General features: G+C 69.6%; 16 protein-coding genes. 2 read left to right on the forward strand and 14 right to left on the reverse strand.

Going from position 1 to position 14305, the window contains the following annotated elements:
• Positions 1 to 57 precede the first annotated feature (57 nt).
• The 7 genes from AC5RVS_RS09205 to AC5RVS_RS09235 all read right to left on the reverse strand — a co-directional run bounded on the left by AC5RVS_RS09205 (position 58) and on the right by AC5RVS_RS09235 (position 5492).
• On the reverse strand, positions 58 to 549 hold the full coding sequence (locus AC5RVS_RS09205) for a MogA/MoaB family molybdenum cofactor biosynthesis protein (protein ID WP_494107918.1): 492 nt from the start codon (positions 547 to 549) through the stop codon (positions 58 to 60).
• Positions 546 to 1022 (reverse strand): cyclic pyranopterin monophosphate synthase MoaC, encoded by a 477-nt coding sequence (gene moaC, locus AC5RVS_RS09210; RefSeq protein ID WP_494107919.1) that lies wholly within the window; start codon positions 1020 to 1022, stop codon positions 546 to 548. The genes AC5RVS_RS09205 and moaC overlap by 4 nt, the downstream gene beginning before the upstream one ends.
• The gene (locus tag AC5RVS_RS09215; RefSeq protein ID WP_494107920.1) at positions 1019 to 2230 is read right to left on the reverse strand and encodes a molybdopterin molybdotransferase MoeA; all 1212 of its coding nucleotides are present in this window, start codon (positions 2228 to 2230) and stop codon (positions 1019 to 1021) included. Before AC5RVS_RS09215 ends, moaC begins: the two co-directional genes overlap by 4 nt.
• 129 nt (positions 2231 to 2359) lie before the next feature.
• Entirely contained in the window at positions 2360 to 3412 is a 1053-nt protein-coding gene (locus tag AC5RVS_RS09220; protein WP_494107921.1) for a sulfate/molybdate ABC transporter ATP-binding protein, read from the reverse strand.
• Positions 3409 to 4221 (reverse strand): ABC transporter permease, encoded by an 813-nt coding sequence (locus AC5RVS_RS09225; RefSeq protein WP_494107922.1) that lies wholly within the window; start codon positions 4219 to 4221, stop codon positions 3409 to 3411. The genes AC5RVS_RS09220 and AC5RVS_RS09225 overlap by 4 nt, the downstream gene beginning before the upstream one ends.
• A 73-nt stretch (positions 4222 to 4294) precedes the next feature.
• Entirely contained in the window at positions 4295 to 5086 is a 792-nt protein-coding gene (gene modA / locus AC5RVS_RS09230) for a molybdate ABC transporter substrate-binding protein (protein ID WP_494107923.1), read from the reverse strand.
• Position 5087: 1 nt separating this feature from the next.
• On the reverse strand, positions 5088 to 5492 hold the full coding sequence (locus tag AC5RVS_RS09235) for a TOBE domain-containing protein (RefSeq protein ID WP_494107924.1): 405 nt from the start codon (positions 5490 to 5492) through the stop codon (positions 5088 to 5090).
• A gap of 113 nt (positions 5493 to 5605) precedes the next feature.
• Here AC5RVS_RS09235 and moaA point away from each other — a divergent pair, with 113 nt between their 5' ends.
• Together moaA and AC5RVS_RS09245 are read left to right on the forward strand one after the other, a co-directional pair.
• On the forward strand, positions 5606 to 6709 hold the full coding sequence (gene moaA / locus AC5RVS_RS09240) for a GTP 3',8-cyclase MoaA (RefSeq protein ID WP_494107925.1): 1104 nt from the start codon (positions 5606 to 5608) through the stop codon (positions 6707 to 6709).
• Positions 6710 to 7054 carry a MoaD/ThiS family protein gene (locus tag AC5RVS_RS09245; RefSeq protein WP_494107926.1) on the forward strand — a complete coding sequence of 115 codons (345 nt, stop codon included), beginning with the start codon at positions 6710 to 6712 and terminating at the stop codon, positions 7052 to 7054.
• Between the two features lie 54 nt (positions 7055 to 7108).
• Here AC5RVS_RS09245 and AC5RVS_RS09250 read toward each other — a convergent pair whose 3' ends face one another.
• From AC5RVS_RS09250 to truB, 7 genes are all read right to left on the reverse strand, one after another.
• Complete coding sequence (locus AC5RVS_RS09250) at positions 7109 to 8482, reverse strand: M16 family metallopeptidase (protein WP_494107927.1); 1374 nt, start codon at positions 8480 to 8482, stop codon at positions 7109 to 7111.
• A gap of 2 nt (positions 8483 to 8484) precedes the next feature.
• The gene (locus AC5RVS_RS09255) at positions 8485 to 10728 is read right to left on the reverse strand and encodes a polyribonucleotide nucleotidyltransferase (protein ID WP_493988250.1); all 2244 of its coding nucleotides are present in this window, start codon (positions 10726 to 10728) and stop codon (positions 8485 to 8487) included.
• A gap of 318 nt (positions 10729 to 11046) precedes the next feature.
• Positions 11047 to 11316 carry a 30S ribosomal protein S15 gene (rpsO, locus tag AC5RVS_RS09260; RefSeq protein WP_493968104.1) on the reverse strand — a complete coding sequence of 90 codons (270 nt, stop codon included), beginning with the start codon at positions 11314 to 11316 and terminating at the stop codon, positions 11047 to 11049.
• A 163-nt stretch (positions 11317 to 11479) separates the two neighbouring features.
• The gene (locus AC5RVS_RS09265; RefSeq protein WP_493988165.1) at positions 11480 to 12454 is read right to left on the reverse strand and encodes a bifunctional riboflavin kinase/FAD synthetase; all 975 of its coding nucleotides are present in this window, start codon (positions 12452 to 12454) and stop codon (positions 11480 to 11482) included.
• Positions 12455 to 12515: 61 nt separating this feature from the next.
• Positions 12516 to 12989 carry a hypothetical protein gene (locus AC5RVS_RS09270; protein WP_493988164.1) on the reverse strand — a complete coding sequence of 158 codons (474 nt, stop codon included), beginning with the start codon at positions 12987 to 12989 and terminating at the stop codon, positions 12516 to 12518.
• Complete coding sequence (locus AC5RVS_RS09275) at positions 12986 to 13354, reverse strand: hypothetical protein (protein ID WP_493988249.1); 369 nt, start codon at positions 13352 to 13354, stop codon at positions 12986 to 12988. The genes AC5RVS_RS09270 and AC5RVS_RS09275 overlap by 4 nt, the downstream gene beginning before the upstream one ends.
• 2 nt (positions 13355 to 13356) lie before the next feature.
• Entirely contained in the window at positions 13357 to 14265 is a 909-nt protein-coding gene (gene truB, locus AC5RVS_RS09280) for a tRNA pseudouridine(55) synthase TruB (RefSeq protein WP_494107928.1), read from the reverse strand.
• Positions 14266 to 14305: the final 40 nt, after the last annotated feature.

The following is a 14305-nucleotide window of genomic DNA, read 5'->3' on the forward strand; positions in this document are numbered from 1 at the left end:
CGTCGTCCTCTCATCAGCTGCATGGTTCCAGTATCCCCTGACCGGCAGGGGCGGCGCCTAGCCGGAGTGGCCGGCGTCGGTATCGCCTTCCAGCTGCGCGCAGATGTGCCCGATCAGCGGATCCAGGGCGGCCAGCCCGTCGCGCACTCCCCCGGGAGATCCGGGCAGATTGACCACGAAGGTGGACCCGGCGGTTCCGGCCACGCCCCTGCTCAGCGCAGCCAGCGGGGTCATGGTCCGCCCGTAGCTGCGGATGGCTTCCATCACGCCCGGCAGTTCCCGTTCCAGCGCGACGGCGGTGATTTCCGGGGTGCGGTCGTCGGCGGCCAGTCCGGTGCCTCCGCTGGTGACGATGACCCGGGGCCCGGCAGCGAGCATCTTCCGCAGCGCCTGCCGGACGGGTTCGCCGTCGGCGACGATCTGCGGGACGCCGGCGGCCAGGCCGTGTCCGGCCAGCCACTCGGAAATCAACGGCGCGCATTCGTCCTCGTAGGCGCCGGCCGCGGCGCGGGTGGAGGCAACGATGATGCCTGCGGTCCTGGCGCTCACAGCGCCCAGTCCCCGCTCTTGCCCCCGGATTTGGCCAGCACCTTGATGTCGGAGATGACCGCGTGCTTGTCCACGGCCTTGATCATGTCGTACAGGCTCAGCGCTGCCACCGAGGCGGAGGTCAGTGCCTCCATTTCCACGCCGGTGACCGATCGCGTCTTCACCGTCGCCTCGATCCGCACGGACTCCGCGGCCGGGAAAAAGTCGACGGTGACCTTGCTGATCGGCAGCGGATGGCACAGCGGGATCAGCTGCGGCGTCTGCTTGGCCGCCATGATCCCGGCCACCCGGCTGACGGCCAACGCGTCGCCCTTGGGCAGCGATCCGGCGGCCAGGAGTTCGACCACGTCGGGGCGGGTGGTGAGCACGGCCTGCGCGGTCGCCTCCCGGGTGGTTTCGTCCTTGCCGCTGACATCGACCATGTGCGCCGTGCCGTCCTCGCGGACGTGGGTCAGGCGTTCTGCTTCGCTCATAGCAGCCATATTTCCACGTCTTGGCCGGCTTCGGCGCGCTCCATCCCCACGGGCAGGTGGACCAGCGCATTGGACTGCGCCAGCGCGTGCACCAAATGGGACCCTGCCCCGCCCACCAACTGCACCCGTTCGCCGTCGTAACGGCCGCGCCGCACCTGGTGTTTGGCGGCGGGCGACTCCGCGGCTTCCGCCAGCGGGGCGCGCAGCACCGTCCGCGGTGCGGGGGCTCCCAGCACGGCCGTCAGCGCGGGCCGCAGGAACATCTCGAACGAGACCAGGCAACTGACCGGGTTGCCCGGGAAGGCCAGGAAGACCGCGTCACCGATCCGGCCGGCGCCCTGCGGTCCGCCCGGCTGCATCGCCACCGAGCCGAAAGCCACCCCTTCGGGCTCGAGCGCCTGCCGGACCACTTCGAAGGCGCCCTTGGAGATTCCGCCGGAGGTCAGCACGAGGTCGGCGCCGTGGCGGCGCAGGTCGTCGTCGAGCCGGCGGCGGAACTCCGGCGCCGAGTCGGCCAGGATCCGGCTCAACACCACCTCGCAGCCGGCCTCCCGCAGCGCTGCCGCCAGCATGGTGTTGTTGGCATCGTAGATCTGCCCGGCCTCCAACCGTGTGCCGGCGGCCACCACCTCGTCGCCCGTGCTCAGCAGCAGCACCCGCAGCCGCGGCCGCACCTCGGCGGAGGCCAGGCCGAGCGCGGCGAGCAGGCCCAGTTGCGGCGCCTTCAGCACCGTCCCGGCCGCCAGCGCGACGTCGCCGGCGGCAATATCGCTGCCGGCCGGGCGGACAAACCGGCCGGCCGGAGTTTCCGGCAGCGTGACCGTGCGCCCCTCGCCCTCAGCAAGGAAGGCGTCCGGCACGGCTTCCTCGATCGGCACGACGGCGTCGGCCCCCTCGGGCAGCATGGCCCCCGTCATGATCGGTGCGGCCGCGTTCGGCGGCAGCGCCGGGGCGGCATGTCCGGCGGGAATCGCCGCCGCCACGGCGAGCTCGGCGCCGCCGGCGGTCTCCGCGCTGCGGACCGCGTAGCCGTCCATCTGCGAGTTCGCGAAGGGCGGCAGGCTCATCGGCGCGGCTACATCGGCGGCCAGCACCCGCCCGAGGGCCGACGCCAGTGCCACCGTCTCGCTCCCGGCGAGGCAGCCGCGTGCCGCGTGACGGAGCAGTTCCTCGACGTCGGCGCAATGCCCGGCAACGCTCTGTGCCACTGGCCCTCCTTGTCGCAGGCGGAACTGCGGCCGGTTATGCCGGGGGTTTGTGCCGCCGCTGGTACATGTTCTGGTGCCATCCTAGGGGACGCCCGCGGACGGCCCCGCCCGTGCCCCCGGACGGGACTGTCAGCGCCGGTAGATCGCAACCTCGGCCGCCTTGACCACAAAGTGCACGCGTTCCCCCGGCGCCAGCGTGAGGTCGGATACCGCGGCGGGCGTGACCTCGGCCGCCAGCCAGCCGGCCCTGACCGTGACCAGGCCGCCGTGCGGCACCAGTTCGGTCACGGTGGCCGCCACGGAGTTGCGCGGGCTTCCGGCCGGCGGGTCCGGGAACAGCGCCACCGAGGCAGGGCGGAACACCGCCGCCGCCGGCTCCCCGGGACGCAGCCCGGCTTCGGCCTCGCCGCTCCAGTGCGTCCCGTCGGCGCCGACCAGCCCGGTCTCCGTGGCGGTGCCGGTGACGAAATTCAGGCCGGTCATGCCGGCGGCGAAGGCACTGCGCGGCCGGGCAAACACCTCGCGGACCGGCCCCTGCTCGACGATCCGCCCGCCGTCCATGACCACCACCCGGTCGGCCAGCAGCAGGGCATCCAGCGCGTCATGGGTGACGATGACGGCGCTGCGCCCTGCCAGGACCCTGCGGAGCAGCCTGCGCAGGGCCGGCGCCGCCGTGATATCGAGGGCGGACATCGGCTCGTCAAACAGCAGCAGCGAGGGGTCGGCCGCCAGCGCACGGGCCACCGCGACGCGCTGCGCCTGGCCCCCGGAAAGCTCGGCCGGCCGGCGGTCCGCCAGCCCGGAGGCGTCCAGTTCCGCCAGCCAATGCCGGGCGGCCTCGCGGGCTTCGGCCCGGGAGGCTCCCCGGCTGCGCAGTCCGTAGGCGACATTGGCCTCGACGCCCAGATGCGGAAACAACAGCGGTTCCTGCGCCAGCAGGCCGACGCCGCGGGCATGGGCAGGCACCCAGCGGTCCGGCTGCGTCTGCCCGACGCTGAACAGCACCTTGCCGTCCAGTTCCGCCCGGCCCCAGGCGGGACGCAGCAGCCCGGACACCACACCCAGCAGGGTGGACTTTCCGGCACCGTTCGGGCCGAGCACGGCGACGGTTTCTGCGTCCACAACGCTGAAGTCCGCCTCGAAGCCCCGGGACGGCAGCCGCGCGGTCAGTTCCAGGCTCACCCGACACCCGCCGCCCAGGCCGGGCCGGTCCTGCGGTGGACCAGCATCACCACGGCCACGGCGACCACCACCAGCACGAGCGACAGCGCCACCGCAGCATCGGCATCGGTTTCCCGCTGCAGGTAGATCTCCAGCGGGAGCGTGCGCGTGACTCCCTCCAGGCTTCCGGCAAAAGTCAGCGTGGCTCCGAACTCGCCCAGGCACCGGGCAAAGGACAGCACCGCCCCGGAGAGCAGCCCCGGCAGCACCAGCGGCAGTGTCACCGTGCGCAGGACCCGGGACGGCCGGGCGCCCAGCGTTGCCGCGACCGCTTCATACCTGGTGCCCGCCGTGCGCAGCGCACCTTCGAGGCTGAGCACCAGGAATGGCAGCGCCACGAATGACTGCGCGAGCACCACGGCGGTGGTGGAGAAGGCGATCTCGACGCCGACCATTTCGAAGCTGCCGCCGAGCAGGCCGCGGCGCCCGAACGTATACAGCAGCGCCAGACCGCCGACGACGGGCGGCAGCACCAGGGGCAACAGCACCAGCGACCGGACCACCTGCTGGCCCGGGAACCTGCTGCGCGCCAACACCAGCGCCATCGGGACGCCCAGCACGACGCATAAGGCCGTGCTGGCCGCGGCAGTCCGCAGGCTCAGGCCCAGCGCGGCCAGCGACGACTCGGAGGTGACGAGCCGGGGAAACTCCAGCCAGTTCACCCGCGCCGCCATCCCGGCCAACGGCAGCAGGACGAAGGCAGCGCCGGCTGCAGCCAGCGGATACACCCAGTAAGGCACCGGGGCGCGCACCGCCGTCGTCGTATTCATAGTTTCCCGTTCGTTCCGAAGTTGTCCGCAATCCCGGCCGGCACCCTCGTCATGCCCGGGTGCGGGGCAGCGGCTACGGCGGGCCGAATCCCGCGGCGGCCAGGGCCCGTTGGCCGGTGCTCCCGGTGACGAGGTCGATGAAGGCGTCGGCTGCCGCAGGGTTGTCCGCCCCCTTCAGGCTGACGATCGGGTAGGCGTTGACCGCCTGCCCGGCTTCCGGGAGGGGAATGCCGCGGACTTTGCCCCCGGCGCCCTGCACGTCCGTCGCATATACCAGGCCGGCATCGGCTTGGCCGGAGAGCACCTTGCCCAGGACGTCGGTAACCGACTGCTCTTCGCTGACCGCCGGAATATCCACGCCGGCGGCGCGCTGGACGGTGGCGGCCGCGGCGCCGCAGGGAACCCGGGGTGCGCACAGGACGGTTTTCACCCCGGGATCGGCCAGATCGTCCAGCGAAGCGACGCCGGCAGGGTTCCGGGCCGGCACCGCGATCTGCAGCACGTTGGTGGCGAAGGCCGCCGGCGGGCCGTCGTTCAATCCCTGCCCGGCAACCAGGTCCATGGTTGCCCGGTCGGCCGACGCGAAGATATCCGCCGGGGCGCCCGCGAGGATCTGGGCGGCGAGGTCGGAAGAACCGGCGCTGTTCAGGCGCACGTCCACCCCGGGGTGGTCGGCCTCGAACTCGTTGGCCAGGCCGGAAAAGACGGAGTGCAGCGACGCCGCCGCGAAGACGGTGACCGTGCCGTCCAGCCCGGAACCGTCCGCCGCCCCCGGTCCTGACGGCGCCGGCGCCGCGCACGCGCTGCCGGCGAGGACGCAGGCGACGGCCGCCGCCGGGCCGGCCAGGCGCTGCCGGTACGCCACCTCAGCTCGTCCCCGACGGGGTCTCGACCACGACCATGGTCGCCTTGACCGAAGCCACCGCCACAGAGCCCGGTTCGATTCCGAGGTCATGGACGGCTTCGGCGCTCATCAAAGAGACCACCCGGTGCGGGCCGCACTGCAGCTCCACCTGGGCCATCACCGCGTCCCGCCGGACATCCGTCACGATCCCCACGAAGCGGTTGCGGGCCGAGCTGCCGATCCCGGTGGGATCCTGCGGCAGGGCCGATTGCTCCCGGGCCAGGGCGGCCAGCTCCGCGCCGTCCACCGTCGCCCGGCCGGAGGCGTCCCGGTGCTTGGCCAGGATGCCCGCGTCAATCCAACGGCGGAGGGTATCGTCGCTGACCCCCAGGAAGCGCGCAGCATCCGAGATGCGTATCTGCGTCATGTGAAGCAGTATAGTTCCGCAGATGCGGAACGCGACACGCGCCGGTCGCGCCCGCTTGCGCACCGCCCGGGGCTATCCCGCAACGTTCGGCTTCCTCCGGGTACCCTCGAGGTATGAGCGTTGATCTGGGAATGCCGCAGGTTCCGGGCGGGGCCGCGTCCGCCGCGGCTCCGGCGCGCCCGGCAGGGACCGGCCCGGCGCTGGTGGACCGCTTTGGCCGGGTGGCCACCGACCTGCGGATCTCGCTGACCGACAAGTGCAATCTCCGCTGCACCTATTGCATGCCGGCCGAAGGCCTGGACTGGCTGGCCAAGGAACAGGTCCTCAGCGACGACGAGGTGGTCCGGCTGGTCCGGATCGCCGTCGGGCAGCTGGGGGTGCGCGAGCTGCGCCTGACCGGCGGCGAACCCCTGGTCCGTGCGGGACTGGTGGACATCATCGCTGCCGTCCGGAACAACCACCCCGACCTGCCGGTGTCGCTGACCACCAACGCCCTCGGACTGGAGAAGAAGGCCGCCGCCCTGAAGGCGGCCGGCCTGACGCGGATCAACGTCTCGCTGGACTCGCTGCATCCTGAGACGTTCGCGCAGCTGACCCGCCGCCCGTTTTTGGACCGGGTGCTCGCCGGCATCGAAGCCGCCGACGCGGCCGGCCTGGGTTTGCTGAAGATCAACGCGGTGCTGATGCGCGGCATCAACGACGCCGAGGCGCCCGCGCTGCTGGACTGGGCGGTGGAACGGGGCTACGAGCTGAGGTTCATCGAGCAGATGCCGCTGGACGCCGACCACGGCTGGACCCGGCAGAACATGCTGTCGGCGGCCGAGATCCGTGACCTGCTGGAGCCGGCCTTCCTGCTCTCCCCGGATCCGCGCGAACGCGACGGCGCCCCGGCGGAACGGTGGGAAGTCCGACGGCGGAACCGCCCCGACGTCGTCGCCGGCACCGTGGGGATCATCGCCTCCGTGACGGAACCGTTCTGTGCCGATTGCCGCCGCACCCGGGTCACGGCCGAGGGCAAGGTACGCTCCTGCCTGTTCTCGCACGAGGAAACGGACCTGCTGGCCCTCCTGCGCTCCGGTTCGGACGACGACGCGGTGGCGGAGCGGTGGCGGAATGCGATGTGGGCCAAACCCAAAGCCCACGGTATGGATCATGCAGGTCTGGGCGGCACGGACTTCGTCCAGCCGGACCGGACCATGAGTGCGATAGGCGGATAGATGATCATCCGGTATTTCGGTGCGGCGCAGGCTGCCGCCGGCGTCGAGGAGGAATTCCTGCAGCTGCCCGATGGCAGCACGCTGGACACGGTGCTGCGCGAAGTCCTTGCCCGCCACAGCCCGGTGGCGTCGCACGAAACCGTGCCGGCCGGTGCCGGGGCCGGCCCGTCGGCCGGCGGTGCGCTTCCGACGGCTGCCGCACCGGGCAGATCGTCCGCTCCGTCGATGGAGTCGGTCCTCGCCCGGAGCAGTTTCCTGCGCAACGAGGTGGCGTGGAAGGACCGGCAGGCACCGCTGGCGGCAGACGACGTGATTGACATCCTGCCCCCGTTTGCCGGCGGCTGACCGCCGCCTCCCCTATCCACGGGGTTGGGCTATCCCCGGGCCGGCGCGGGCCTCCTACCGGCCGAAATCCGCCGCCGAGTCGAAGGGTCCGACTACGGTAACAACGCGCGGCGCCGCGGCCAGTTCGCCGGCGAGCTCCCGGACCTGCCCGGCGGTGACGGCCTCGATCCGGGCGAGCGACTCATCGATGTCCAAAAACTCCCCGGACACCAGTTCGGCGCGGCCCAACCGCGACATCCGCGAACCGCTGTCTTCCAGGGCCATCACGATGCCGCCCGAAAGCTGGCCGACGGCCCGGCGCAGCTCGTCGGCGGAGATGCCGTCGGCCGCCAGACGGTCGAGTTCGGCACCGAGCAGGTCGATGACCTGGCCGGTTTTGGCAGGCGAACAACCGGCATACATGCCGAAGTAGCCCGCATCGGCGTATGCGCCGGAGAACGAATAGGTGGCGTAGGCCAGGCCCCGTTTCTCCCGGATTTCCTGGAAGAGCCGGGAGGACATGCCGCCGCCCAGCACGGCGTTGAGCACGCTCATGACAAAGCGGCGCTCGTCGGTGGCGTTGATCGACGGGCAGCCCATGACGATGTTCGCCTGCTCGACCGGACGGCGGTGCACGTAGGTGCCGGCGACGGGGGCGATGGCCGCAGCCGCTGTCTCCCGCCGGGGCACCGGAACCGCGCCGGCCTCGAGGTGCCAGCCGGCCGACTCCAGGGCGGCGAGCACGTGGGCGCACACGGCGTCGTGGTCCAGGCCGCCGGCAGCGGTGACCACCAGCTCGTCCGGCCGGTAGTAGCGCTGGTAGTGGGCCCAGACCGAGTCGCGGGCGACCGCTTTGATCGCCTCCGGCGTCCCGCCGATCGGCCTGCCCAGTGGGTGTCCGCCGAGCACCGCCTCAACGAATTTTTCATGGCACACGTCCGCGGGATCGTCATTGTCCATGGCGATCTCTTCGAGGATGACCCCGCGTTCCTGTTCAAGCTCCTGCGGGTCAAGGACCGCGGAAGTGATCATGTCCGCGATCACGTCGATGGCCATCGGCAGGTCCGAATCCAGGACGCGGGCGTAGTAGCAGGTGCTTTCCTTGGCCGTGGCCGCATTGGATTCACCGCCGACCTCGTCGAAGGCGGAGGCGATGTCCAGCGCCGTCCGGCGTCTGGTGCCTTTGAAGAGCAGGTGCTCCAAAAAGTGGGTCGAGCCGTGTTGGCCCGCGGCTTCATCCCGCGAGCCAACACCAACCCAGAATCCGATCGTCGCCGACCGCTGGCCCGGCATTGCTTCGGTCAGCACCCGCACTCCCCCGGGCAGCACCGAGCGGCGCACGATGGCGCCGCCCGGTTCGCCGTGGACCAGCGTGGGGTCCGACCCGCCGAGCTCGGTGGCGTCGGCATGCTGCATGCTGCCGACCAGCGGCAGGGCGACGACGGTCATACTTACTCGGCCACGGCCTCTTCGGCCGATGCCTCGTCGGCTGCGGCCTCCTCGGCCACGACCGGTGCGAGCGACAGCTTGCCGCGGTCGTCGATCTTGGTGATCTCGACCTGGACCTTCTGGCCCACCGAGACGACGTCGTCGACGTTGTCCACGCGCTTGCCGCCGGCCAGCTTGCGCAGCTCGGAGATGTGCAGCAGGCCGTCCTTGCCCGGGGTCAGCGACACGAAGGCACCGAAGGTGGTGGTCTTCACGACCGTGCCCAGGTACCGCTCGCCCACCTCGGGGATCTGCGGGTTGGCGATCGCGTTGACGGCCGCGCGGGCGGCTTCGGCGGCAGCACCGTCGGTCGCGCCGATCAGCACGGTGCCGTCGTCCTCGATGGAGATGTCCGCGCCGGTGTCTTCCTGGATCTGGTTGATCATCTTGCCCTTGGGGCCGATGACCTCGCCGATCTTGTCCACCGGGATCTTGACCGAAATGATCCGCGGGGCGTATTCGCTCATCTCGTCCGGCTGGTCGATTGCGGCATTGATCACGCCGAGGATGTGCAGCCGTGCCTCACGGGCCTGCTTCAGTGCGGCGGCCAGGACGGACGCCGGGATGCCGTCGAGCTTGGTGTCGAGCTGGATGGCGGTGACGAACTCCGAGGTACCGGCGACCTTGAAGTCCATGTCGCCCATCGCGTCCTCGGCGCCCAGGATGTCGGTGAGCGCCGCGTAGCGGGTTTCGCCGTCGACCTGGTCGGAGACGAGTCCCATGGCGATGCCGGCCACCGGAGCCTTCAGCGGCACACCGGCGTTGAGCAGGGACAGCGTGGAGGCGCAGACCGAGCCCATGGAGGTGGAGCCGTTGGAGCTCAGCGCCTCGGAGACCTGGCGGATGGCGTACGGGAACTCTTCACGCGACGGCAGCACCGGCACCAGGGCGCGCTCGGCCAGCGCGCCGTGGCCGATTTCACGGCGCTTGGGCGAGCCCACGCGGCCGGTCTCACCGGTGGAGTAAGGCGGGAAGTTGTAGTTGTGCATGTAGCGCTTGCGCGTTACCGGCGACAGCGAATCGATCTGCTGCTCCATCTTCAGCATGTTCAGCGTGGTGACGCCCAGGATCTGGGTTTCGCCGCGCTCGAAGATGGCCGAGCCGTGCACGCGGGGCAGGACCTCGACCTCGGCGGTCAGCTTGCGGATGTCGCTCAGCCCGCGGCCGTCGATGCGCACCTGCTCGGTGAGGATGCGCTGGCGGACAACCTTCTTGGTCACGGCGTTGAAGGCTGCGGAGATTTCCTTCTCCCGACCGGCGAATTCCGCCGTTTCGGTGCCGGCCAGCTGCGCCAGGACCTCGGCCTTGAAGGCGTCTGCGGCATCGTTGCGCTGCTGCTTGTCGCCGATCGAGAAGATTTCCGTCAGCTTGGCGGCTGCGGCGGACTCCACGGCGGCGAAGGCATCGTCCTCGTAGTCCTTGAAGATCGGGAATTCGACGGTCGGCTTGGCGGCGCGCGCGGCCAGATCGGACTGGGCCTCGCACAGCGCCCGGATGAACGGCTTGGCGGCCTCGAGGCCCTCGGCCACGACCTCTTCGGTGGGGGCGGTGGCGCCCTCTTCCTTGATCAGGTTCCAGGCGTTATCGGTCGCCTCAGCCTCGACCATCATGATGGCGATGTCGTTGCCGGCGGCAATGCGGCCGGCCACCACCATGCTGAACACGGCGCGCTCCAGTTCGGAGTGCTTGGGGAAGGCCACCCACTGGCCGTCCACCAGTGCCACGCGGACGCCGCCGATCGGGCCGGAGAACGGCAGGCCGCTCAGCTGGGTGGACATGGAAGAGGCGTTGATCGCGACGACGTCGTACATGACGTCCGGGTTGATTGCCAACACGGTCACCACAACCTGGACCTCGTTGCGCAGCCCCTTGACGAAGGCTGGGCGCAGCGGGCGGTCCATCAGGCGGCAGGCCAGGATCGCTTCGGTGGACGGGCGGCCTTCGCGGCGGAAGAACGAGCCCGGGATGCGGCCGGCGGCGTACATCCGCTCTTCCACGTCGACGGTCAGCGGGAAGAAGTCAAAGCCTTCACGCGGGGACTTGCCCGCCGTGGTGGCGGAGAGCAGTGCGGTGTCTTCGTCGATGTAGACCATCGCCGAGCCGGCCGCCTGCTGGGCCACGCGGCCGGTTTCGAACCGGACTACGCGCTGGCCGAACCGGCCGTTGTCAATGACGGCTTCTGAGTACTGGATTTCGGGACCCTCCAAGAGAGCCACCTCCGTTTCTTCGAGTGTGCGGAGGCTGCCGGTATCTGCCCAAACCTGCCAGGCCGCTTCACGGCCAGCCTGCCTGTACGCCACCCGGTCTTCGATCGAGACCTACGGGCTGCCCTAGGGGGCGTCCCGGAAGCCACTACCGAGGACCGCGAATGCCGCGATACCGAAAGTCTCCAGTTGATGTAATTATCGGCCGCCGGTCTCCCGCCGGCCGTGGTCCTGCCGCGCCGGAAACCGGCGCGGTAGGAAAAAGGCGGCTCTCCTGTCCCCTTGTCGCAGTGGACGAAAAGAGCCGCCTCGTTCACTTACCTAGCGGCGCAGGCCGAGGCGCTCGATGAGCGAACGGTAGCGCGTGATGTCGGTGTCACGCAGGTAGGTGAGCATGCGACGACGGCGGCCGACCAGGGCCATGAGGCCGCGGCGGGTGTGGTGGTCGTGCTTGTGCATCTTCAGGTGTTCCGTCAGGTCGGAGATGCGACGGGACAGAACAGCGATCTGTACCTCGGGAGAACCCGTGTCGCCCTCGTGCGTGGCGTATTCCTTGATGATTTCCTGCTTGAGCGCGGCGTCTAATGCCACAGTAACTCCTAGAAGTTGTGCCGTGAGGCCCGAGTCAGCACTTCGCTGCCGGGGGCTCCGTATTTTGCACCGGCCGCCAGAGGCTTGCCGGGAGCAGAGCACGGAGGGATACAGCCGCCACGGACCGCAGCCGAATCCACCGGCAAGTTTACCTGTTGCGGGCTCAGTCTGTCGAAAGCAGGCCTCGGGTACGCACGACGTCGTCGCGCATTTGGGCGATCAGCGCCTCCGGGCCGATGTAGGCCACCATGCCGCGCAAGCGTTCCACGAACTCGACCACCACCTGCTGGCCGTAGAGATCGAAGTCGTCCGTGTCCTCCTGCGGCCGGTCGATGACGTGCGCCTCGACCCGGCGGCTGGCCCCCTCGAACGTCGGATTCGAGCCAACCGAGATGGCGGCCGGCCACCTGGTCCCGTGCTGGTCCACCAGCCAGCCGGCGTAAACGCCGTCGCCGGGGATCATGCCCGTAGCATGCTTGGACAGGTTCGCGGTGGGAAAACCCAGTTCGCGGCCGCGGGCGTCGCCGTGCACCACTTCGCCGCGCATCCGGTGGTTGCGTCCGAGCACCTCCGCCGCCGTGGCGACATCCCCGGCGGCGAGGGCTTCGCGGACCCAGGACGACGAGTAACGCCGGCCGCTGCCGGCGGCATCGTGTTCCGCATCGGTTTCATATTCGTCGACGACCTCGACCGTGAAGCCGAACTGGCGCCCCAGTTCCTGCATGGTGTTCAGGTCACCGGCGTTGTTCTTCCCGAACCGGGTGTCGTGGCCGATCACCACGGCGGTGGCGCCGAGGGCCTCCACGAAGACCTTGCGGACGAACTCCTCCGGGGTTTCTCCGGCCAGTTCCAGCGTGTAGGTCATCATCAGCAGCCCGTCCAGGCCGCTGGCCTCCAACGCCTCGACCCGGTCCTGAAGTCCCATGATCAGCTGCGGGGCGGCGTCCGGTCGATGGACCTGGGAAGGATGCGGGTCGAAAGAAATCGCCACCGCCCGTGTCCCCCGGGCGGATGCGGTCTCCACCAGGCGGCGCAGCACCTGCTGGTGTCCGCGGTGGACGCCGTCGAAGTTTCCCAGTGTCACCACTGACGGACCATAGCCGCGGGGTACGTCGGCCAGGTCTTTCCAGTAGTGCACAGTAAACTCCTCGTCGATCGGGCCTTCAGCGGGTGCGGCCCCGTTGCCGGGACCCCTTCCATTATGGACGATCTTCGGAGGGCTTCAGGCCCGCCGCCGGCCGGTGCCGCCACAGCCACCACAGTCCGATGATCGGCAGCAGCAGGGGAATGTATCCGTACCCCTTGCCGAAGCCTGACCACACCGTGTCCTGCGGAAGCAACTGAGGATCCAGCACGCTCAGCAGCCCGACGGCCAGCACACCCACGAGTTCGATGCTCACGGCGGCCACGGACAGCCAGTAGGAACGGGTGCCGGACTTGGCCAGCGTGATGGTCGCCAGGATATACACGACGGCGGCGAAGGCGGAAAGCAGGTACGCCACCGGCGCTTCTGCGAACTTGGTTGCTATCTGGTAGCCCGCCCGGGCGCTGGCGGAGAGCGCGAAGACCCCGTAGACCGCTACCAGGAGCCGACCGGGACCGGTGGCGCGGCCGGCGGCGGCGTTCACGTCCCGGGTCTGCCTGGCGCGTTGTTGTTCCTGGCCGGATTTCATACGGCGATTGCTCCGTCCCAAATTTGTTCCATTCTCACCAGCATGACGAATACCGTGATTCCTGCGGCCCCCAGCACCAGGTTGCTCCACCGGCTGCGGTCCATGATGGACCACCAGAAGGCAGCGACCGGAACCAGCAGTGCGGTAATCAGGTAGCCCCAGAATTCCCAGGTTTCCCCGGTGACAGCCTCACCGGAAGCCTGTCTGATGATACCGGCCACCCCGTAGACCAGCAGAAACAGCTCCACCGCCGCGACCGAGAGGATCGTGACGTCGTTGGGCCCGTACTTCAGGATGGCGGCCACCACGCAGACGACCGCAGCAAGCAGGGTGACCACCGCGCCGGCAATGAAGAAACCGTCAATGATCACTGTGCTTCTGCCTCGTTTCCCGGTGCGAACACCAGCAGGGGTTTGGCTTGCGAACCGTTGTCTTCCAGCAGCGCTACCAGCGAACCGCCCGGCGCGAACGCCGCCGTCGCACCAGGCTCTCCCCCGGCGGAAATGCGTCGGCCGTGCGAGACGTCGTCGGCTTCCGTGGCGCTGAGTTCCCGGACCGGAAACAACACCCTGGCGGCCTCGTCCAAAGCCGTCATCTTCAGGTCTTCGGCCAGTTCATCCAGCGTGGCGGCGTCCTCGATCCGGAACGGACCTACACGGGTCCGGCGCAGGGCCGTCAGATGTCCGCCGACGCCCAGCCGCTGTCCGAGGTCGCGGGCCAGGGCCCGGATGTAGGTTCCCGACGAACATTCGACGGTGACGTCGACGTCCTGCACTTTGCCGCCCCGGCCGCGCCGTATGCCGTGGACCTCGAACCTGTGGATCGTCACCGGGCGGGCCGCCAACACCACTTCCTGTCCGGAGCGGACGCGGGCATAGGACCGCTGACCGTTGACCTTGATGGCGGAGACACTGCTCGGGACCTGCTGGATGTCCCCGGTCAGCCCGGCGATCCCGTCCCTGATCTGCTGTTCCGTCACGGCCGCGGCGATGGTTTCCCCGGTGACATCGCCCTCGGCGTCGTCGGTCACCGTCGACTGGCCCAGCCGGATGGTCGCGTCATACGTCTTGGGGGCGCCGACGATGTAGGTCAGCAGCCGGGTGGCTTTGTTGACGCCGACCACCAGCACGCCCGTGGCCATGGGATCCAGGGTGCCGGCGTGACCGACCTTCCGCGTTCCGGCCAGGCGGCGCATGCGGCCGACGACGTCGTGGCTGGTCCACCCCTGCGGCTTGTCGACGAGTATCAATCCGGAACGGAGCAGGCCAGAAGTCACGCTTTTCAGTATATGGCGTCCCGGTGCGCGGCCGGTCGGG

The sequence above is a fragment of the Arthrobacter sp. Y3221048 genome, from assembly GCF_059092685.1.